The sequence below is a fragment of the Catenulispora sp. GP43 genome (assembly GCF_041260665.1).
Classification (GTDB): Bacteria; Actinomycetota; Actinomycetes; order Streptomycetales; family Catenulisporaceae; genus Catenulispora.
In genome coordinates this window covers 85652-105097 of record NZ_JBGCCT010000035.1, presented here as the reverse complement: position 1 = coordinate 105097, position 19446 = coordinate 85652, and the positions used below count along the sequence as shown (strand labels likewise).

Annotated in this window: 17 protein-coding genes; 12 read left to right on the top strand and 5 right to left on the bottom strand. The window is 70.4% G+C overall.

The window, feature by feature from the left end; translation table 11 throughout:
* Nucleotides 1-268: 268 nt before the first annotated feature.
* From ABH926_RS44765 to ABH926_RS44740, 6 genes are all read left to right on the top strand, one after another.
* Complete coding sequence (locus ABH926_RS44765) at nucleotides 269-1285, top strand: ABC transporter permease (RefSeq protein ID WP_370373010.1); 1017 nt, start codon at nucleotides 269-271, stop codon at nucleotides 1283-1285.
* A 145-nt stretch (nucleotides 1286-1430) separates the two neighbouring features.
* Nucleotides 1431-3266, top strand: coding sequence for an ABC transporter substrate-binding protein (locus ABH926_RS44760; protein ID WP_370373008.1), 1836 nt, complete (start codon nucleotides 1431-1433; stop codon nucleotides 3264-3266).
* 128 nt (nucleotides 3267-3394) lie between these two features.
* The gene (locus ABH926_RS44755; protein ID WP_370373006.1) at nucleotides 3395-4405 is read left to right on the top strand and encodes an ABC transporter permease; all 1011 of its coding nucleotides are present in this window, start codon (nucleotides 3395-3397) and stop codon (nucleotides 4403-4405) included.
* Nucleotides 4402-5502, top strand: a complete 1101-nt coding sequence (locus ABH926_RS44750; RefSeq protein ID WP_370373005.1) for an ABC transporter ATP-binding protein — start codon at nucleotides 4402-4404, stop codon at nucleotides 5500-5502. The genes ABH926_RS44755 and ABH926_RS44750 overlap by 4 nt, the downstream gene beginning before the upstream one ends.
* Nucleotides 5499-6557, top strand: coding sequence for an ABC transporter ATP-binding protein (locus tag ABH926_RS44745; RefSeq protein WP_370373004.1), 1059 nt, complete (start codon nucleotides 5499-5501; stop codon nucleotides 6555-6557). The genes ABH926_RS44750 and ABH926_RS44745 overlap by 4 nt, the downstream gene beginning before the upstream one ends.
* Nucleotides 6558-6633: 76 nt before the next feature.
* Complete coding sequence (locus ABH926_RS44740) at nucleotides 6634-7683, top strand: hypothetical protein (protein WP_370373003.1); 1050 nt, start codon at nucleotides 6634-6636, stop codon at nucleotides 7681-7683.
* 249 nt (nucleotides 7684-7932) lie between these two features.
* On the opposite strand, the gene ABH926_RS44735 is transcribed toward ABH926_RS44740, so the two are convergent.
* The 3 genes from ABH926_RS44735 to ABH926_RS44725 form a co-directional block, all read right to left on the bottom strand.
* On the bottom strand, nucleotides 7933-8430 hold the full coding sequence (locus ABH926_RS44735) for a hypothetical protein (protein WP_370373001.1): 498 nt from the start codon (nucleotides 8428-8430) through the stop codon (nucleotides 7933-7935).
* 132 nt (nucleotides 8431-8562) lie between these two features.
* A complete protein-coding gene (locus tag ABH926_RS44730; RefSeq protein ID WP_370373000.1) occupies nucleotides 8563-9486 on the bottom strand; it encodes a WXG100 family type VII secretion target in 924 nt (307 codons plus the stop codon).
* On the bottom strand, nucleotides 9483-9878 hold the full coding sequence (locus ABH926_RS44725; RefSeq protein WP_370372998.1) for a hypothetical protein: 396 nt from the start codon (nucleotides 9876-9878) through the stop codon (nucleotides 9483-9485). The genes ABH926_RS44730 and ABH926_RS44725 overlap by 4 nt, the downstream gene beginning before the upstream one ends.
* A gap of 331 nt (nucleotides 9879-10209) precedes the next feature.
* On the opposite strand from ABH926_RS44725, the gene ABH926_RS44720 reads away from it, so the two are divergent.
* Both ABH926_RS44720 and ABH926_RS44715 read left to right on the top strand, forming a co-directional pair.
* Nucleotides 10210-10989, top strand: a complete 780-nt coding sequence (locus tag ABH926_RS44720; protein ID WP_370372996.1) for an electron transfer flavoprotein subunit beta — start codon at nucleotides 10210-10212, stop codon at nucleotides 10987-10989.
* A gap of 14 nt (nucleotides 10990-11003) precedes the next feature.
* Entirely contained in the window at nucleotides 11004-11954 is a 951-nt protein-coding gene (locus ABH926_RS44715; protein WP_370372994.1) for an electron transfer flavoprotein subunit alpha/FixB family protein, read from the top strand.
* Here the strand turns inward: ABH926_RS44715 and ABH926_RS44710 are convergent.
* Nucleotides 11926-13599 (bottom strand): protein kinase, encoded by a 1674-nt coding sequence (locus ABH926_RS44710; protein ID WP_370372992.1) that lies wholly within the window; start codon nucleotides 13597-13599, stop codon nucleotides 11926-11928. The genes ABH926_RS44715 and ABH926_RS44710 overlap by 29 nt on opposite strands.
* A 128-nt stretch (nucleotides 13600-13727) precedes the next feature.
* Here ABH926_RS44710 and ABH926_RS44705 point away from each other — a divergent pair, with 128 nt between their 5' ends.
* The 4 genes from ABH926_RS44705 (at nucleotide 13728) to ABH926_RS44690 (ending at nucleotide 18158) form a co-directional block, all read left to right on the top strand.
* Nucleotides 13728-15113, top strand: a complete 1386-nt coding sequence (locus tag ABH926_RS44705) for an MBOAT family protein (RefSeq protein ID WP_370372991.1) — start codon at nucleotides 13728-13730, stop codon at nucleotides 15111-15113.
* Between the two features lie 21 nt (nucleotides 15114-15134).
* A complete protein-coding gene (locus tag ABH926_RS44700) occupies nucleotides 15135-16172 on the top strand; it encodes a GDSL-type esterase/lipase family protein (protein ID WP_370372989.1) in 1038 nt (345 codons plus the stop codon).
* Between the two features lie 139 nt (nucleotides 16173-16311).
* A complete protein-coding gene (locus ABH926_RS44695) occupies nucleotides 16312-17484 on the top strand; it encodes a cysteine desulfurase family protein (RefSeq protein WP_370372987.1) in 1173 nt (390 codons plus the stop codon).
* A gap of 104 nt (nucleotides 17485-17588) precedes the next feature.
* Nucleotides 17589-18158: a hypothetical protein gene (locus ABH926_RS44690; protein WP_370372984.1), complete on the top strand. Its 570-nt coding sequence runs from the start codon at nucleotides 17589-17591 to the stop codon at nucleotides 18156-18158.
* 15 nt (nucleotides 18159-18173) lie between these two features.
* Here ABH926_RS44690 and ABH926_RS44685 read toward each other — a convergent pair whose 3' ends face one another.
* Nucleotides 18174-19436: an NAD(P)/FAD-dependent oxidoreductase gene (locus ABH926_RS44685; protein WP_370372982.1), complete on the bottom strand. Its 1263-nt coding sequence runs from the start codon at nucleotides 19434-19436 to the stop codon at nucleotides 18174-18176.
* Nucleotides 19437-19446 lie beyond the last annotated feature (10 nt).

Sequence of the window (19446 nt, the reverse complement as noted above, 5' to 3'; positions counted from 1 at the left end):
ACCGCCCTCTGATGCCGCGAAACAGCTCGGTGACCGGCCGATCCAGGATTGATCACAGTTCGGACAAGGCTGCCCCAACCCCCTAGCCAAGGCGGGGGGCGAGGCGTCAGTCTCCTGTGGAGGGCCCCGGCCCGACAGTGCAATGTGCAATACCACCGGCGTTCGCATGGGGGCGTTCGCCGGGCGTGACGCGATCACGACTCCGCCCTGCCTGACTCTCCGGTGCGCTCACAAGGCCTTCCGAGTCAGACGACCACCGAGGATTCACATGACAACGCTGCCAGGGGACGCCTCCACCCTGCACGACGACTTCGGCGATGACGGTGCCGGCGCACCGGACCCGGGCACGCCGGCGGCGAAGGCCATCGAGGGTCGGTCGCTCACCCAGATCGCCTGGTCACGCCTGAAGAAGGACCGCGTGGCGATGGCCGCGGGCATCATCATCGTGGTGCTGGTACTGATCGCGATATTCGCCCCGCTGCTGGCCTCGCTGTCCGGGAACTCGGACCCGAACCAGCAGTTCATGGACAGTATCGACCCCAACACCTCGATGCCGCTGGGCTCGGCGGGCGGCATCAGCTCCACCCACTGGCTGGGTCTGGAGCCGGTCATCGGCCGCGACGTGCTGACCCGGGTGCTGCTCGGCTCGCGCATCAGCCTGCTGATCGCGACCTCGGCCTCGATCGTGTCGCTGGTCATCGGGATCGCGCTGGGCGTCATCGCCGGCTACTTCGGCGGCTGGATCGACACCCTCATCTCCCGCATCATGGACGTCTTCCTGGCCTTCCCGCTGCTGCTGTTCGCGTTGGCGCTGGCGGCCATCGTCTCCGACCACGCGTTCGGGATGTCCGGCGACACCTTGCACATCGCGATGCTGATCTTCATCATCGGCTTCTTCGGCTGGCCCTACGCCGGACGTATCGTCCGCGGCCAGACCATCGCGCTGCGCCAGCGGGAGTTCGTGGACGCCGCCCGGGTGCTGGGCGCCAAGCCGCGCCGGATCATCATGCGCGAGCTGATGCCGAACCTGGTCGCCCCGATCCTGGTCTACGGCACCCTGCTGATCCCGGCGAACATCCTGTTCGAGGCCGCCCTGTCCTTCCTGGGCGTCGGCATCCGTCCGCCGACACCGTCGTGGGGCAAGATGCTCAACGACGCCATCTCCTACTACCGCGTCGACCCCGCGTTCCTGATCATCCCGGGCGCTGCGATCTTCATCACGGTCATGGCCTTCAACCTGTTCGGTGACGGCCTGCGTGACGCCTTCGACCCGAAGGCCCACTAAAAAGAATTCCCCCGGCGTCGCACCGCCGGGGGCCCAGGCGGACTCACACCCGCCGCCATCTGCGAGATCAGCAAGATCAGTTGCACAGACACCGAAAGCATCCCACATTCTGGGATGCCGGGCTGACCAAGGGGGTCCACCCGTAATGAACCGCTCCAAGCTGTTGGGAGGCGTCGCGCTCGCAGCGTGCGTCGCCCTGGCAGCCTCGGCGTGCTCCAGCTCGAAGACCAATTCCAGCTCGAGCAACTCGCCGACGGCCGCAGTAACCACCGTGCCCTCGGGCAACACCAGCGCCGCCACCGGCTTCAACGCCGCCGTGACCGGCATCGTCCGCCCGACGAACGCCGAGGGCGGCACCATGACCCTGGTGGACCGCTCGGACTTCGACTCCATCGACCCGGGCAACACCTACGACGCGTTCTCCTGGTCGATCATCGGCGACTGGGCTCGCCCGATGATGACCTACGCGCAGCAGCCCGGCACCGCCGGCAACAAGGTCGTCCCGGACCTGGCCCAGGGCCCGGGTGTGGTCTCCAACAACGGCCTCACCTGGACCTACAAGATCAAGCCGGGTGTGAAGTACCAGGACGGCAGCGTCGTCACCTCCGCGGACGTCAAGTACGCGATCGAGCGGTCCAACTGGGGTCAGGACACCCTGGTGAACGGCCCGGCGTACTTCCCGCAGTTCGTGCAGGACACGACGAAGTACCAGGGTCCCTACAAGGACAAGAACCCGAACGACGGCGTCTCCGGCATCACCACGCCGGACGCGCAGACCATCGTGTTCAACCTGACCACGCCGTTCTCGGACTTCGACTACCTGATGGCGCTGCCGGGCTCTGCTCCGGTCCCGCGTCAGAAGGACACCGGCGCGGACTACTTCAAGACCCTGCTGTCGACCGGTCAGTACAAGGTCGACAACTACCAGGTCGGTACCGAGCTGGACCTGTCGCCGAACCCGAACTTCGACCCGAGCACGGACCCGGACAAGCTCCACGTCCTGCGCGCCTCGAAGATCGTGATCAAGCTCAAGCAGGACAAGTCGACGATCGACGACACGCTGTTCGACGGCTCGGCCAACGCCGACCTGACCGGTGTGGGCGTGCAGCCGGCGACCCAGAGCAAGATCCTGGCCGACCCGAAGCTCAAGGCCGACTCTGACTCCGCGTACGCGAACTCGACCGAGTACTTCGCCATCAACACGATGCAGAAGCCGTTCGACAACGTGAACTGCCGTCAGGCCATCGAGTGGATCATCGACAAGGCCACGATGCAGACCGAGTCCGGTGGCCCGATCGGCGGTGGCGACATCGCCAGCACCATCGACCCGCCGACGATCCCGGGCTGGAAGGCGGGCGACCAGTACATCACCGCCGGCAACAAGGGTGACGCCACTCAGGCGAAGGCCGCGCTGAAGCAGTGCCAGACTGCTGAGCCGGACGCCTTCAACGCCGACGGCACCATGAAGGACTCCTTCGAGATCATGACTCGCGACAACTCCACCAAGGAGGCGACCATGGTCCAGACGGCGCAGAGCAACCTGAAGTCGATCGGCATCACCACCACGATCGACACCAAGCCCTTCGCCCAGTACAACTCGCAGTTCGCCGGCAACCAGCAGTACGCGGTCGCGCACAAGGTCGCCATCAGCTTCATGAAGTGGGGCGCGGACTTCCCGTCCGGCTACGGCTTCATGTACAGCCTGCTGGCCTCCTCGGCGATCCACCCGTCCGGCGGCTACAACCTGGACTGGTACAAGGACGCCGCGATCGACGCCGGCTTCACCAAGGCGCTGAACGAGAACGACCCGACCGCCCGTGGCGCTGACTACGCGGCGATCGACCACCAGGCTCTGGCCGACGCTCTCGTCGTCCCGATCGTCTGGGACAAGGACCTGGTGTACCGTCCGGAGTCGACGACCAACGTCATCTTCAGCCAGGGCTACGGCATGTACCTCTTCTCCGCGATGGGCGTGAAGTAACACTCACCCCGTCGAAGGCCACTACCCTTCGCTTTCACAGATAGGCAGGTGAAGGCAAGGAACCCTGGTGGCGCCGGCGGAACCCACAAGGTTCCGCCGGCGTCGCCGGGCGACCGCCGCCGCACTCCGTGATTACCTACATCATCAGGCGTCTGTTCTCAGCAGTCGTGCTGCTGTTCGTGATCAGCTTGATCACGTTCTTCATCTTCTACGTTTTCCCACGCCTGGGCGGGCAGACGACGGAGTCGCTGGCGGAACAGTACGTCGGCAAGACCCAGAACCCCCAGGCCGTCGCCGCGGTCATCCATCGTTTCGGATTCGACCAGTCGGTCTGGGTGCAGTACGGGCGTTTCCTCAAGGGCATCTTCGTCGGATACGACTACGACACCGGCACGCAGATGGCCCACTGCTCGGCCCCGTGCCTGGGCTACTCCTTCAAGACCAATGAACTGGTGACCCACAGCATCAGCCAGTGGCTGCCGGTGACGATCTCCCTGGCGATCGGCTCCTCGGTCCTGTGGCTGATCTTCGGTGTGGCCGTGGGCGTCGCCTCGGCGCTGAAGAAGGGCTCGCTCGTCGACCGCGCCGGCATGATCACCGCCCTGGTCGGCGTGTCGCTGCCGGTCTACTTCGTCGGCCCGCTGCTGGCGCTGGTGTTCGTGGTCAACTGGCACATCCTGCCCGACCCCGGATACGTCGCCTTCCTGAAGGACCCGTGGAACTGGTTCACGCACCTTCTGCTGGCGTGGATCTCGGTGGCCTTCGGTCTGGCGGCCCTGTACGCCCGCCTCACCCGGGTCGGCATGCTGGACACCATGAACGAGGACTTCATCCGCACGGCGCGGGCCAAGGGCCTGCCGGAGCGGACGGTCATCTTCAAGCACGCGCTGCGCGCGGCCCTGACCCCGATCGTCACCATCTTCGGTATGGACCTCGGCTTCGCCCTCGGCGGCGTCGTGCTCGCCGAGCAGGTGTTCAACCTGCCGGGCATCGGCCGTGAGGCGGTCGACGCGGTGAGCCAGTCCGACCTGCCCGTGATCCTGGGCGTCACGATCGTGGCCAGCGCCTTCATCGTGCTGGCGAACCTGGTCGTCGACGTGCTCTACGGCGTCGTCGACCCCCGAGTGAGGGTCTCATGAGCAACGAAGCATCCGAGGCGATCGTCGAGGACATCGCGCTGGAGAACACCAGCCCGCGCGGGTTCCTGGACGTGCGCGACCTGAAGGTGCACTTCCCGACCGACGACGGCGTCGTGAAGTCGGTGGACGGCATCACCTTCCAGCTCGAGCGCGGCAAGACGCTGGGCATCGTCGGCGAGTCCGGCTCCGGCAAGTCCGTCACCTCGCTGGCGATCATGGGCCTGCACCGCTCGGCCAACGAGAAGAAGAAGAAGCGCGGCGCGCAGGTCTCCGGCGAGATCTGGCTGGACGGCCAGGACCTGGTCAGCGCCAGCTCCGAGCAGGTGCGCCGGCTGCGCGGCGAGAAGATGGCGATGATCTTCCAGGATCCGCTGTCGGCGATGCACCCCTTCTACACCGTGGGCGCGCAGATCATCGAGGCGTACCGGGTCCACAACCAGGTCTCCAAGTCCGTGGCCCGCAAGCGCGCCATCGAACTGCTGGAACTGGTCGGCATCCCGCAGCCGAACACCCGCGTGGACGACTTCCCGCACCAGTTCTCCGGCGGTATGCGCCAGCGCGCGATGATCGCCATGGCGCTGGTGTGCAACCCCTCGCTGCTGATCGCCGACGAGCCGACCACCGCGCTGGACGTGACCGTGCAGGCCCAGATCCTGGACCTGATGCGGGACCTGCAGCGCGAGTTCAACAGCGCCCTGATCATCATCACCCACGACCTGGGCGTGGTGGCCGAGCTCGCCGACGACATCATGGTGATGTACGGCGGCAAGGCCGTGGAGTACGGCACCGCGCACGACATCTTCAAGGCGCCGGAGCACCCCTACACCTGGGGTCTGCTGGCCTCGATGCCGCGGCTGGACCGGGAGCGGGCCGAGCGCCTGACCCCGATCCAGGGCAACCCGCCCTCGCTGATCAACGTGCCCTCCGGCTGCGCCTTCCACCCGCGCTGCCCGTACGGCGCCACCGAGACGGCCGGCCGCAGCGACACCGAGGTCCCGCTGCTGGCCGCGACCGCGCCGGGGCACCTGGTGCGCTGCCACATGGACCCGGCCCGGCGCCGGGAGATATACACCGAGAAGATCCAGGGGTCGCTGTGAGCACGGAAACCACGGCGCAGACGTCCGAGACCTCCGCGGTGGAACCGGACGCGCTGCTGCAGGTCAACAATCTGGTCAAGCACTTCCCGATCCGGCGCGGCCTGCTGCAGCGCCAGGTCGGCGCGGTGCAGGCGGTGGACGGGATCAGCTTCTCCGTCCGCGCCGGGGAGACCCTCGGCCTGGTCGGCGAGTCCGGCTGCGGCAAGTCCACGACCGGCAAGATGCTGGCCCGCCTGGACGAGCCGACCAGCGGACAGATCATGTTCGAGGGCCGCGACATCGCCCACATGAGCCAGGGCCAGCTGCGGCCGCTGCGCCGGGACATCCAGATGGTGTTCCAGGACCCGCAGTCCTCGCTGAACCCGCGGCACACGGTCGGCACCATCGTCGGCGCGCCCTTCCACATCCAGGGCATCCAGACGCCCAACGGCGTGAAGAAGGCCGTGCAGGACCTGCTGTCCCTGGTGGGCCTGTCCCCGGAGCACTACAACCGCTACCCGCACGAGTTCTCCGGCGGTCAGCGCCAGCGCATCGGCATCGCCCGCGCGCTGGCCCTGAAGCCCAAGCTGGTCATCGCCGACGAGCCGGTCTCCGCGCTCGACGTGTCGATCCAGGCCCAGGTGATGAACCTGCTGGAGGACCTGCAGAACGAGCTGAACCTGGCGTACGTGTTCATCGCCCACGACCTGTCGGTGGTGCGCCACATCTCCGACCGCGTCGCGGTGATGTACCTGGGCAAGATCGTCGAGATCGCCGACCAGGCCGACATGTACACCAGGCCGCACCACCCCTACACCACCGCCCTGCTGTCCGCGGTCCCGATCCCGGACCCGGACCGCAAGGAGGGCAAGGCCGAGGGTCAGGTGGAGCGCATCCGCCTGGTCGGCGACGTCCCCTCGCCGATCAACCCCCCGGCGGGCTGCCGTTTCAACACCCGCTGCTGGAAGGCGCAGGAAGTCTGCCGCACGCAGGAGCCCCCGCTGCTGCAGATCGGCGCCCTCTCCGCGGCCGGCTACGCCCACCAGGTGGCCTGCCACTTCCCGGAGAACGTGTAAGGGCTCGCGCGCCTCAGCGCACCGACGGCCCGGTGGGAGCTTTCGCTCCCGCCGGGCTTTCGGCATTGTGGGGCGCGTGTTCTCGACCGACGCCGGCTCGCACGCCGATGACGCCATGGCCGACGAGGGTTTCGCGGGGGATGAGGGGGTTGGCGGCATCGGGCTCTTGCCCGGGCAGGGGAGCGGGGCCGATGGCATGCAGTCCGAGGCTGATTTGGTTGCCGGCGCTGTGGCCGGCGGCGGCGTGCCTTTCTCCGGGGATGTGAGCGCGGCCGGCGGCGAGCAGTCCGAGGCCGATCTGGCCTCCGCCGACCCAGAGCCCTTCTTCGGCATGCAGAGCGAGGCCTCGACCCTCACCGGCGTGGCGCTCGGCCCCGGCCTGCGGCGTGCCGCGCTGGTCTGCGTCGGCGCCCTCGTCGGGCTCGGCGTGCTGTTCTGGGGTGCGCTGGCGCTGTACTTCGCCTATCGCGTCTTCTTCGACAGCCCGCACGTGAACCCCGACATGCCGCATCTGCCCGACGCGCGGCCGTGGACCGCCTTCTATCTCGTCGGTGCGCTGTGGGGCGTCGGGGTGGGCCTGTTCGGGTTGACGGCGCGGTGGCGGCCGCGGCTGCTGCTGTGGTGCTTCGGCTGCTTGGTGACCGCGTTCTTCTGGCCCGCCGGGGTGGCCGCTTCGGCGGTCGCCATCGGGTGGCGGCGGCGGGATCTGGCGGTGTCGCGGCGGGTCGCGGTGGTGGCGCTGGCGGTTCTGGTGGCGGTCGGCGGTCCGGTGTGGCGGTTCGCGGCGCCGTCGTCCACGGCCAAGGCCGTCGCCGTCGGCTCGGACGGCGATCTGCTCGGGACGTGGCGGTCGCGCTCCGGCATGTCCGTCGTCCTGCGCGCCGACGGCACGTACACCGCCGGCGCGCTGGCCGGCGGCGGCCTGGGCGCCGGCGACGGCGTGCCGGCCTCGGCGGGCATGTGGGACACCGAGAGCCCCGGCGGCCGCTCCGGCGTCCGCCTGCAGATAGAGGGCGACCTGTCCCACTCGGTCTGGTTCGACGTCTACCGGGCGGGCCCGGATCTCGTCCTGTGCGCCTCCGACGACCCCGCCAACCCCTGCCAGGTGGTCCTTCGGCGGTCCTAGTCCGTCAGGGTGTTGATTCCGTTCAGCGCTGCCACATCCTCGGCGTCGAGGGCGAGTTCGGCGGCAACAGACCGTCGCCGCCGACCCGGAGATACACGAGCGGCAGCCGGTCCACCCGCACGGTCGCAAGGTTCTGCTTTACCTGCGCGACGAGTTGTTCCGGCGAAGCCGCGGTGATGCGCCGTAGCCGAGCCGGCTGACCGCGAGGTCGGGCGCGGCAGCCGGAGTGAAGGTCTGCATGACGCCTGCTCAGCCCTTGTCCTCGGAAGCGACCGCTTCCGAATCGCCGAGCAGCCGCTCCTTCAGCCGCGCCTGCACCGAGTCGACCGTCACCCCGCCGTCCGGATGGGCCTGCACCTTCCCGCGCCGAGCGAGGTCGTGCACCCCCTGCCGGCTGATCCCGAGCATCGCCGCCGCCACGGTGAAGGACACCGCCTCGGCGTTCGGATGGCCGGCGCGCAGCAGCACCGCGCGGCCGAACGGGGTGGTCCACCACTGGGCCGGCGGGTTGAAGGGCTCGTCGGACGGAAACAGGGTGCCGACGAGCCGGATCGCGGTGGTCCTCGCGGTGTCGTCGTCCGGGCCCAGCAGGTCCTCGGTCCAGACCAGCACCGCCTCGAAGGCCCGGCGCCGCAGGTCCTTGTCGAGTCCGAACAGGACGTCGACCGGGCCCAGGACGCGCGCCTCGACCAGGCGGTTCAGGTCCCGGGCCAGCTCCTCGTGGGCGGTGCGCCATGTGGTCGCCAAAGCGGACTCCATCCCTTGTCGCCTCTACTTGACGAGTAGCGTCTAGTACTTGCTTGGTAATGTCAAGTGTGTTGCGCGAGGCGGTGGCGGATCTCGGTGTCCGGACGCGATCTCAGTGCTCCGACATGGAGCTCAGTGCCCGGACTCGGTCTGTTCCGCCTCATCGGTGATCGTGTGCCGGATCTGCGCGCCGAGGCCCTTCGCCCCCTCGGCGCCGAGCGGGAGCCCGACGGCATGGCCGAGCGCCGCGTCCGTGGCGCCCTCGATCAAGCGCAGGACGCTGCCGGCTCCGCGCAGTTCCGCCACTGTCTCCTGGGTCCGCCGCAGGGCTCGGAACGCGTGCAGCGCGCCGAGCCCGCGCGAGGCGCCGAGCGCGTCGCGGGCCGCGCGCAACACCGCGAGCTCGGTCGCCAGCTGCTCCACCAGCGCCGCGAACTCCGCCGATATCCGTTCGGCGCGGGCCAGGAACGCCGCCAGCGTCGCCGATTCGGCCAGGGCGCCGCCGGCCGTGGCCAGTCCGAAGGTGAGCACGTCGGCCACCGCGGTCGCGGCCAGTTCGGCCGCCGCCCACGCCGCGGCGTCGGCGACGACGCCGGTCACCGCGTCCTGGGCCGCCCCGGCCGCGACGCCGGCCCGGTTGAGCAGGTGCGCCGTCGCCGCCAGGTCGAACGCCAGCCGGTCCAGCGCCGTCAGGGCGGCGTCCATCACGGCCCCGAACGCCTGCGCGGCCTCCCCGCGCCAGCTCGCGGCCAGCGGCACGCCGTCCTGCCGCAGCCGCGTCGAGATGCCGCGCACCGCGACCGCCTGCTCCAGCCACAGCGCCGCCGCGCCGTGCAGGGCGTCGGCGTCGCCGGTCACCCGGTCCAGCACGTCCAGCAGTCCGACCTCGCGCAGCGCCCACGCGACGCCCCACGTCAGCGTGCCCTCCAGTCCGCTCGGCGCCGCGCGGTGCGCCGGGCTGAGCATCGTGTCGAGCCGAGGCGGCTCCTGCACTGCCCATGCGTAGCCGACTCCGAAGCCGTCCCCGGGCGCGCCCGGCTCCATCGGGCTGCTCATCCGTGCGTCCCGTTGCCCGGGCCGGCCTCGTCCGGCTCGCTGCCGGGTATCTCGATCCCCACCCCGAGCGCCGTCTCCACCGCGCCCGCGACTCCGGCCACCACCCGATCGGCCGCCGAATAGCGGCCCGCGGATTCCGCGAGCCCGAGGGTCGCCGCCGCCAGCCACGCGGCCAACTGGCCGGCCTCGGCGAGCACCTCCTGCTGATGCGCGGCGCAGCGGTCGGCCAGGAAGCCGGACTGCGGCAGCCGGCCGAACCAGCCGCGCTCCACGCGCACCGCCGCCACCGCCTCGCCGACCGACGCCAGCTCCGCGGCGCCGACCCGCAGCGACTCGGCGTACGCGGTCAGCACCGGCGGCCGTACCTCGAAGGCGAACTCCGGACCGGTCATCGGACCACCCCCCTGGTCAAGGTGTTTTGATCATCCTAGCCGGTCACCATCCCTCACAGTAGTCACTCGAATACCGTATGCATTCCCCCGGGCGGCCCATCCGAGACGTGACGCGCATCGCTTCTTGCGGCACTACCAAGCGGTAACTTTGTCGGGATACGATCCCCGTGGACGGCACCGTCGGCAACCGCCGGGCCGCACCGGAAGCCGTGGAAGCCTCGCCTGCCTGCCCCCGTGTTCGGATGCTCTGTTTATTAAAATCAGGTCCGACCATGGCAAGCTGCGGAGGAGAGACCGGAGAAGCCCTCAAGCAGGAGGTCGGACAGCGATCATGAAAATCGTCGTCTGTGTGAAGCAGGTACCGGACACGGAGGCCGAGAAGCGGCTCCTCCCGGACACCCTGACCGTGGACCGGGAGAGCTCGAACCCGGTGCTCAACGAGATGGACGAGTACGCCATCGAGGAGGCGCTCAAGCTCGTCGAGGCGCACGGCGGCGAGGTCACCGTGCTGACCATGGGCCCCGACGGCGCCGACGCCGCGCTGCGCAAGGCGCTGTCGATGGGTGCGGACTCCGGCATCCTGCTGTCCGACCCGGCGCTGGCCGGCTCCGACGCCGTGGCCACGTCCTACGCCATCGCGCAGGCCCTGGGCACCACCGAGTACGACCTGGTGGTCCTGGGCTCGGAGGCCTCCGACGCCCGCACCTCGCTGGTCCCGGCGATGCTGGCCGAGCGCCTGGGCCTGCCGCAGCTCACCTTCGCCTCGAAGGTCGAGATCGACGGCACCGAGATCACCGTGAACCGCCTCACCGACTACGGCCACGACATCGTCAAGGCCCAGCTGCCGGCCGTGGTCTCGGTGGTGGAGAAGATCAACGAGCCGCGCTACCCCTCCTTCAAGGGCATCATGGCGGCCAAGAAGAAGCCGATCGCCCAGCTCGACGCGGCCGCGGCCGGCATCGACACCGCCGTGGTCGGCGCCGGCGGCGCCTGGACCGCGGTGGCCGACGCCGCCCAGCGCCCGCCGCGCAGCGCCGGCGTCAAGGTGGCCGACGAGGGCGACGGCGGCGTGAAGCTCGCCGAGTTCCTGTCCGCGCAGAAGTTCATCTAAGGGAGCGTTGGAAGATGGCTGAGATCCTGGTTCTCGTCGACCACGCCGACGGCGCGGTCAAGAAGGTCACGCTGGAGCTGCTGACCAAGGCCCGCGCGCTGGGCACGCCCAGCGCCGTGTTCGTCGGCGCCGGCTACGACAAGGCCGCCGAGAAGCTGGCCGAGTACGGCGCGGCGAAGGTGTACGTGGCCGAGGACGCCGAGCTGGAGGGCTACGTCACCGCGCCCAAGGCCGAGCTGCTGGCCAAGCTGGTCGCCGAGCACTCCCCGGCGGCGGTGCTGGTCCCGGCCACCGCCGAGGGCAAGGAGGTCGGCGGCCGCCTGGCGATCAAGTCCGGCTCCGGCATCCTCACCGACGCCGTCGACGTCAGCGCCGAGCTGGTCGCCGAGCAGAGCATCTTCGGCGGCTCGACCGTGGCGCACTCCAAGGTCACCCAGGGCACCCCGATCATCGCGATGCGCCCGAACGCCACCGCCCCGGAGGCCGCCCCGGCCGCCGCCGAGCGGGTGGACGTCAGCGTGGAGCTGTCGGACGCGGCCAAGCTGGCCAAGATCGTGGAAAAGGTCGTGCTCCCCAAGGGCGACCGCCCCGAGCTCACCGAGGCCTCGATCGTGGTCTCCGGCGGCCGCGGCGTCGGCAGCGGCGAGAACTTCGCGATCATCGAGAAGCTGGCCGACGCGCTCGGCGCGGCCGTCGGCGCCTCCCGCGCCGCGGTGGACGCCGGCTGGTACCCGCACCAGTCGCAGGTCGGCCAGACCGGCAAGACGGTCTCCCCGCAGCTGTACATCGCCGCCGGCATCTCCGGCGCGATCCAGCACCGCGCCGGCATGCAGACCTCGAAGACCATCGTCGCCATCAACAAGGACGAGGAGGCGCCGATCTTCGAGCTCGCCGACTACGGCGTCATCGGCGACCTGTTCAAGGTGGTCCCGCAGGTCACGGACGAGATCCTGAAGCGGAAGTAGTCCCCGGACGAACCCCTGAGCCGCTCCGCCCACCGACCCCGGTGGACGGAGCGGCTTTCTGCTTCCCGGCGGAGCTGCTCGCGGGCCGCTGCGGGGGCGCAGGGCTGCCGTGGCCGCCGTGCGGGAGCAGCAGCGCGGCGGCGGTCACGACGGCGCCCAGGAGGGCCCCGAGGGCGGCATAGGCGGGAAAGCGCCGGCGGTGCGGCGCGCGGTGGTGGGTGGCGGCGGAGGACGGCACGGGGGTCGGCGGGTCCGGTTCGAGGAGGAACGCGGTGTAGGCGGCACCGGGGCGCGTGGTCGCGGGGGATGCGGGGGACGCGGGTTCGGATGCCGGTTCGGGTCCGGGCCGGGGTGCCGAGGCAGGGGATTGTGAGTCGGTCTCGCCGGAGAGGTCGGCTGGAGCGAGGGGGATGCGCGGTAGGCCGGGCTGGCGAATGCCGTGTGCGGGGGATTCGGGCGGCGGGGAGTGCGGCGGCGGTGCGGTGTCGGCGGGGTTTGGTTCCGGTCGGTGTGCGCGGTCGGCGGGACTCGTCTCCGGTCTGCCTGTGCGGTCGGCGGGACTTGTCTCCGGTCCGGGTGCCCGGTCGGCAGCCGAGCCGAGCCCGAGTCCGGTGTCGGCCGACCCGCGTTGCCGCCGCCGAGTCCCGGTCCGCGTCGGCTCCACCACCGCCGCGTTCGCTATGTCCAGCGCCGTGTCGGCGACCGTGTCGAAGGCCGCGTTCTGCGCCTTGTCGACCGCCTTCACCCACAGCGGGTCGGCGGCGGTGACCCGCAGCCAGGCCGCCAGTTCCGCCTCGCGGCGGGCTATGTCGTCGAGCACCGCGTCCGAGAGCCAGGGGTCCTCGGGCGCGATGAGGTCCGCGATCTCCGGGGCGCTCGGGCGCTCGCCGGGGTCCTTCGCCAGGCAGGCGGCCAGCACCTCGGTCAGGTCGGCGGGGAGTCCTTCGAGCTTCGGCGGCTCGTGCACGACGCGGTACAGCAGCGCGGGTCCGTCGCCGCTGCCGAAGGGGCTCTGGCCGCGCGCCGCGTAGGCGACGACCGCGGCCATCGCGAAGAGGTCCGAGCCGAACGTCACCGGCTCGCCGAGGGCCTGCTCCGGCGACAGGAAGCCGGGCGAGCCGATCAGGGCTCCGACCCTGGTCAGGCCGACGTCGTCGACGGCGCGGGCCACGCCGAAGTCGATCAGCCGCGGACCGGTGCGGGCCAGCAGCACGTTCGAGGGCTTCACGTCGCGGTGCACCACGCCGGCCGCGTGGACCTCGGTGAGCGCCAGGGCCAGGCCGTGGGTCAGGGTGCGAAGACCCGCCTCGCTCAACGGGCCGAAGCCCAGCGCCATCTCGGTCACGGACGGCCCCGGCACATACTCCGACGCCAGCCACGGCAGCTCCGCATCCGGATCCGCGGCCACCACCGGAGCGATCAGCGCCGTGCCGCCACCCACCTCCCGCGCCGTCGCCACCTCCCGCCGGAACCGCGCCCGGAACCGCGCGTCGGCGGCGAACTCCGGCCGCGCCACCTTCAGCGCCACCGCCTGCCGGTCCGGCCCCAGCGCCAGGTACACGCGCCCCATACCGCCGACGGCGAGCAGCGTCAGCACCCGGAAACCCCCGAGGTGGCGCGGGTCGTCCTCACTGAGCGGTGCCATACCGGACAAGCTAAGAGCGATCTCGATCGCTGGGAAGACCGTGACCGTCGGTGTTCTGCTTCGTTGGGTATTGCGACCCTTCCTGACGAAACCGGCCACTCGGGACAGCCGCCTTGATCTTCCCCACCGTGCAGTTCGCGATCTTCTTCGCGATCGTCCTGCCGCTGTCCTGGGGTCTGATGCCCCGTCAGCGCCTGTGGCGGCCCTTCATCCTCGCCGCTTCGTACTACTTCTACGCGGCCGCGGACTGGCACTACGTGCTCCTCCTGGCCGGCTCCACCGTGGTCAACCAGCTCGCGGCGACGATCATCGCGCGCCGGTCGGAAACGAAGACCCGCGACGCCGCCCTGATCACCGCGGTCACCCTGGATCTCGGCGCCCTCGGCGTCTTCAAATACCTCGACTTCTTCAGCGCTTCCGTCAACAGTTCCCTGGGACTGTCCCTCGGCCTGCTCCACTGGGTCCTGCCGGTCGGCGTGTCCTTCTACACCTTCCAGGCCATCTCCTACGTCGTCGACGTCCATCGCGGCCGCACCGCGCCGGCCAAGCCGCTCGACTACGCCATCTACGCATCCTTCTTCCCGCACCTCGTGGCCGGCCCGATCGTCCGGGCGTCGGAGTTCATCCCGCAGCTGGCGGGCCCGCGCGACCCCGACCGCGTCCCGGCTGCCAGGGCGTTCGGCCTGATCGCCGGCGGTCTGGTGAAGAAGATGGTCGTGGCCGACATGATCGGCACGAAGCTGGTCGAGCCGGTGTTCGGCACACCCCAGGCACATAACGGCACCGAAACGCTTATGGCGGTTTACGGATACGCCGTCCAGATCTACTGCGACTTCTCCGCCTACACCGACATGGCGATCGGCCTGGCACTCCTTCTGGGATTCCGTTTCCCCGACAACTTCGACCGCCCCTATACCGCGCGCTCCCTCCAGGACTTCTGGCGGCGCTGGCATATGACGCTGTCCCGCTGGCTCCGCGACTACCTCTACATCCCCTTAGGAGGGAACCGCGGCGGGAGCCTTAAGACGTACCGCAACCTGATGCTGACCATGCTCCTGGGCGGGCTGTGGCACGGCGCCGCGTGGACATTCGTCATCTGGGGCGGCATCCACGGCGTTGGCTTGGCAGCGGAACGTGTGTGGACTTCTCTAGCGATTCCCGTGCGGATTCCCCAGCCTGTGAAGACCGCAGTAGCGCGCGTAGTCACCTTCCACGTGGTCTGCCTGGCGTGGGTCTTCTTCCGCGCGCCGGACCTGAACACCGCCTTCGCCGTCCTCGGACGGCTGTTCGCCGGCGGCCCGAACACCGGCATCGTCACGCCGACGATCGTCCTGCTCATCGTCACCGCACTGGCCGTGCAGTGGCTGCCCAGGGGGACCGGCGCGCGCTTGCAGAAGGCGTTCGTCACTCTCCCCGTCTACGCGCAGGGCATCTCGCTCGGGGCGCTGCTGCTGGTGGTCGCCGCCGTCAGCGGCGGACAAGGCGTGGCGCCGTTCATCTACTTCCGGTTCTAGGCGCGGCGCGAAAGGAGAGCAGTGTCCGAGGAGAACAGCTCCGAACCCGTCACCACCGCGCGCCAGGCCGGCCGGGTGATCCGGATCGCCCTGGCCACCGCGCTGCTGCTGAACACCGCCGGCGTGGTCCGGGCCGGGCTCGGCATGCCGTCCGGCCCGACGCGCGACCTCCTGCTGGGGGTCGCGCGCCCGCTGGACGGCTTCGCGGGCCTGCTGGACCTGAACCGCCCGCGCAGCTCGCTGGACGCCATGCTCGGCCATCCCGACAGCGTCACCGGCGACCAGCAGACCCACCTGGAGCAGGACGCGGACCGGCTCCAGCCGCCGGTCCAGCGGCCGCCGGCGCCGGACGGCGCGCCGGGCTCCCCGGTGGCGGCCGATCCCGAGCCGCGGCTGGCCCCGGTCGGCGCCGAGGTGCGCCGCGCCACCGCCGCCGATCCGCTCCGCATCCTGGTCACCGGCGACTCGCTCTCGGACTTCGACGGCCAGCAGCTCTCCCGCCTGGTCGCCTCCGAGCACCTCCCGGCCAAGGTCCGGGTGCAGGCGCGCAACGGCACCGGCCTGACCCAGCCGTCGGTCTTCGACTGGTCGGACGAGGCGGCGCAGGACGCCGCCGACTTCGATCCGGACGTGGTGGTCATGGTCCTCGGCGCGAACGACGGCTGGCCGCTGGAGGGCCACGACGTCGGGTCGAACGCCTGGAACCAGGAGTACGCGCGCCGGGTGGAGGCCGTCAGCCGCGACTTCATCGCCGGCGACCCGCAGCGCCGCGTCTACTGGGTCGGTCCGCCGGTGCCGCGCTCGGCGCCGTGGATCCACATCTTCGCGCGGATCAACGACGCGGTCCGCGCGGCGGTGCCGGAGGTCCCCGGGCTCCGCTATGTGGACGTCGCCGATCCGACCTCCGACCACGGCCAGTACACCGACTACCTCACCGATCCCGCCGGTCACCGGGTCCTCGCGCGGCAGCACGACGGCATCCACTTCAGCTTCGCCGGCTCGGTCTTCCCGGCGCGGATCGTCCTGACCGCGCTGCGCGGGGAATACACGCTGGGCTGACCGCCTTGGCGCATAGGGGCGGTGGTAACAGGCCCCCCAACTCCGCGCGCCCTTCGGCCTCCGGGTGATCCCCGCCGGCCGGGCGGGGCCGGGCCGATCACCGCCACAGTCCCGCCAGCCCTTAGAATCGCAGCTAATCATGGCCGTATATCTGGATCACGCCGCGACGACCCCCATGCTCCCGGCCGCCGTCGACGCGATGACGGCACAGCTGGGCGTCACCGGGAACGCCAACTCCCTGCACGCCGCCGGCCGCGCGGCCCGACGAGTGGTGGAGGAATCCCGCGAACAGATCGCCGAGGCGCTCGGCGCCCGGCCCTCGGAGGTGGTGTTCACCTCCGGCGGCACCGAGAGCGACAACCTCGCGGTCAAGGGCCTGTACTGGGCCCGGCGCGACGCCGACCCCCGCCGCCGGCGCGTCCTGGCGCCCAAGATCGAGCACCACGCGGTCCTGGACCCGCTGAGCTGGCTCCAGGAGCACGAGGGCGCCGAGATCGACTGGCTGCCGGCCGACTCCCTGGGCCGGGTGCACCCCGAGACCCTGCGCGCGGCGATCGAGCGCGACCCGGACTCGGTGGCCCTGGCCACCGTGATGTGGGCGAACAACGAGGTGGGCACGGTCCAGCCGATCCGCGAGCTGGCCGGCGTCGCCCACGCGTTCGGCATCCCGGTGCACTCCGACGCGGTGCAGGCGGTCGGCGCCCTGGACGTGGACTGGAGCACCAGCGGACTGTCCGCGATGACCTTCACCGCGCACAAGATCGGCGGACCGATCGGCGTCGGGGCGCTGCTGCTGGGCCGCAAGACCCAGGCGGTCCCGGTGCTGCACGGCGGCGGCCAGGAACGCGACGTCCGTTCCGGCACCCTGGACACCCCGGCCATCGCCGGCTTCGCGGCCGCCGTGGTCGAGGCGGTGAAGGATCGCGAGGCCCGGGCCGAGACGCTGACCGCGCTGCGCGACGAGCTGATCGCGCGGGTCCGCGCCGAGGTCCCGGACGTGATCGTGAACGGCGACCGCGGCCCGGGCACCGGACTGCCGGGCATCGCGAACATGACCTTCCCCGGCTGCGAGGGGGACTCGCTGCTGATGCTGCTGGACGCCCGCGGCGTCGAGTGCTCGACCGGCTCGGCCTGCTCCGCCGGCGTCGCGCAGCCGAGCCACGTGCTGCTGGCGATGGGCGTCGAGGGGGAGCCGGCGCGCGGGTCGCTGAGGTTCTCGCTGGGGCACACGTCGACGAAGGCTGATGTGGACGCGTTGGCGGAGGCGATCGGTCCGGTCGTGGGCCGGGCGCGGGCGGCGGGGCTGAGTTAAGGGCTGTAGCCCCATGTCCGTTTTAGGACAGTCCATTGACAGCTGACCCATTAAAACAGGACTCTGATTCACCGTCCGGCCGTGTCGACGACGAATGGGGCATCATGCTTCACAAGCGTCCTGCGCTCGCGCTCATCGCGGGCGCGCTCCTGTCCGCCACCGCGCTGGCCGCCTGCCCGGCCTCGGCGTCCGTCGACAATTCGGGGCAGGACTGGGTGCAGGCCTCGATCAACGCGCAGCTCTCCCGCAAACCCGGGGGCGTGGTGGACGGGGACTCGATCCGCTATGCCAAAGAAGACATCACGCTCACCTACAAGCCGCCGACAACGCCGGGCACCGCCGTGGCCCAGGACTACGCCGGGTGCAGCACCAACGAGATCTGCCTGTACACCACGTCCGACGTCGTCGCCTCCGGCGTGCGGCTGAGCACCGGTTCGCTGTGGTGCCCGTGGGAGAACACCAACAATCTGCTGGACCTGCGGAACTACGGCATCGCCGACCAGGTGCGCTCCGCCGACAGTGAGAACGGTTGGTGGGCCGAGGGGATCTGGTCCAAGCTCGGGGTGCGCGGGGAGCAGTGGAAGATGAATCCGCACGGGATCCTCTTCAACCTCAGCACCACCAACATCACGTACCTGAACGTCTGCATCAACGAGGGCGACCTCGAGTACTGACGCCGCGGAGCCGGTTCAGGCCGCCGCCACCTCGGCCAGCGGCACCGCCGCGTTCTGCAGCCGCCCCACGTCCACCGCGGCCCGCCCCAGGATCAGGCTGCGCACCTCGTCGGCCACGTCCCAGACGTTCACGTTCATCCCGGCCAGCACCCTGCCGCCGGCCAGCCAGAACGCCATGTACGCCCCGGAGTCCGGGTCGCCGCGGAACACCACCTGGTCGTAGCCCGAGGACGGGATGTGGCCGACGTACTCCATCCCGAGGTCGTACTGGTCGGTGAAGAAGTACGGCAGGCGGTCGTAGTCCAGGTCCGTGACCCCCATCATCGAGGCCGCGGCCACCTTCGGCTGGTTCAGCGCGTTGGCCCAGTGCTCGACCCGGATCGCCTCCTCGTAGAAGGGGTGCCAGGCGCTGGCCACGTCGCCGGCGGCGAAGATGTCCGGGTCCGAGGTGCGCAAGGTGGCGTCCACCACGACGCCGTTCGAGACCTCCAGGCCGGCCGCCTCGGCCAGAGCGGAGTTCGGGGCGGCGCCGACCGCCACCAGGATGTGGTCCGCCTCGAGTTCGGTGCCGTCGGCGAGCCGGACGCGGGTCGCCTGCTCGACGCCGTCCACATCCTGCAGGGTGAAGGAGTCCACGCCGACGCCCAGGCGCAGGTCCACGTCGTGCGCGCGGTGCAGGTCGGCGAAGCGCGCGCCGACCTCGGGGCCGAGCACCCGCAGCAGCGGCTGCTCCAGCGCCTCCAGCACCGTCACCTCGACGTCCTTCTCGCGGGCCGCGGCGGCGACCTCCAGGCCGATCCAGCCGGCGCCGACGATCGTCAGGCGCGAGCCCGGGATCAGCTGCTCCTTCGTGCGCTGGCTGTCTTCCAACGTGCGGAAGTAGCACAGGTTCGACGCGTCGCCGCCGGGGATGCTCAGCCGGCGCGGGGAGGAACCGGTGGCCAGCAGCAGCTTGCCGTAGGGGAGTTCGGCGCCGTCGTCCAGGCGCACCAGGTGCCGCTCGCGGTCGATCGCCACCGCGGTGCGGCCCAGGCGCAGGCCCACCTGGTTCTCCACGTACCAGGCGCCGGACTCGTGGACGAAGACCTTGTCCCGCTCCTCCTTGCCCTGCAGGAAACCCTTCGACAGGGGAGGGCGCTCGTACGGCAGGTCGTGTTCGGCCCCGACCAGCTCGATCGGCCCGTCCCAGCCGTCCTCGCGCAGCGCCTGAGCGGTTTTCGCGCCCGCCAGGCTCGCGCCGACGATGACCATGCTGTCCGTGCCCTCGGCGCCGCTCATGGCGTCCTCC

Coding starts and splice junctions, on each gene's coding strand:
- ABH926_RS44685 (WP_370372982.1), bottom strand. CDS start 19,436: ATGAGCGGCGCCGAGGGCACGGACAGCATGGTCATCGTCGGCGCGAGC.
- ABH926_RS44725 (WP_370372998.1), bottom strand. CDS start 9,878: ATGACCGGTCCGGAGTTCGCCTTCGAGGTACGGCCGCCGGTGCTGACC.
- ABH926_RS44710 (WP_370372992.1), bottom strand. CDS start 13,599: ATGGCACCGCTCAGTGAGGACGACCCGCGCCACCTCGGGGGTTTCCGG.
- ABH926_RS44690 (WP_370372984.1), top strand. CDS start 17,589: ATGCTTCACAAGCGTCCTGCGCTCGCGCTCATCGCGGGCGCGCTCCTG.
- ABH926_RS44730 (WP_370373000.1), bottom strand. CDS start 9,486: ATGAGCAGCCCGATGGAGCCGGGCGCGCCCGGGGACGGCTTCGGAGTC.
- ABH926_RS44695 (WP_370372987.1), top strand. CDS start 16,312: ATGGCCGTATATCTGGATCACGCCGCGACGACCCCCATGCTCCCGGCC.
- ABH926_RS44750 (WP_370373005.1), top strand. CDS start 4,402: ATGAGCAACGAAGCATCCGAGGCGATCGTCGAGGACATCGCGCTGGAG.
- ABH926_RS44715 (WP_370372994.1), top strand. CDS start 11,004: ATGGCTGAGATCCTGGTTCTCGTCGACCACGCCGACGGCGCGGTCAAG.
- ABH926_RS44720 (WP_370372996.1), top strand. CDS start 10,210: ATGAAAATCGTCGTCTGTGTGAAGCAGGTACCGGACACGGAGGCCGAG.
- ABH926_RS44760 (WP_370373008.1), top strand. CDS start 1,431: ATGAACCGCTCCAAGCTGTTGGGAGGCGTCGCGCTCGCAGCGTGCGTC.
- ABH926_RS44765 (WP_370373010.1), top strand. CDS start 269: ATGACAACGCTGCCAGGGGACGCCTCCACCCTGCACGACGACTTCGGC.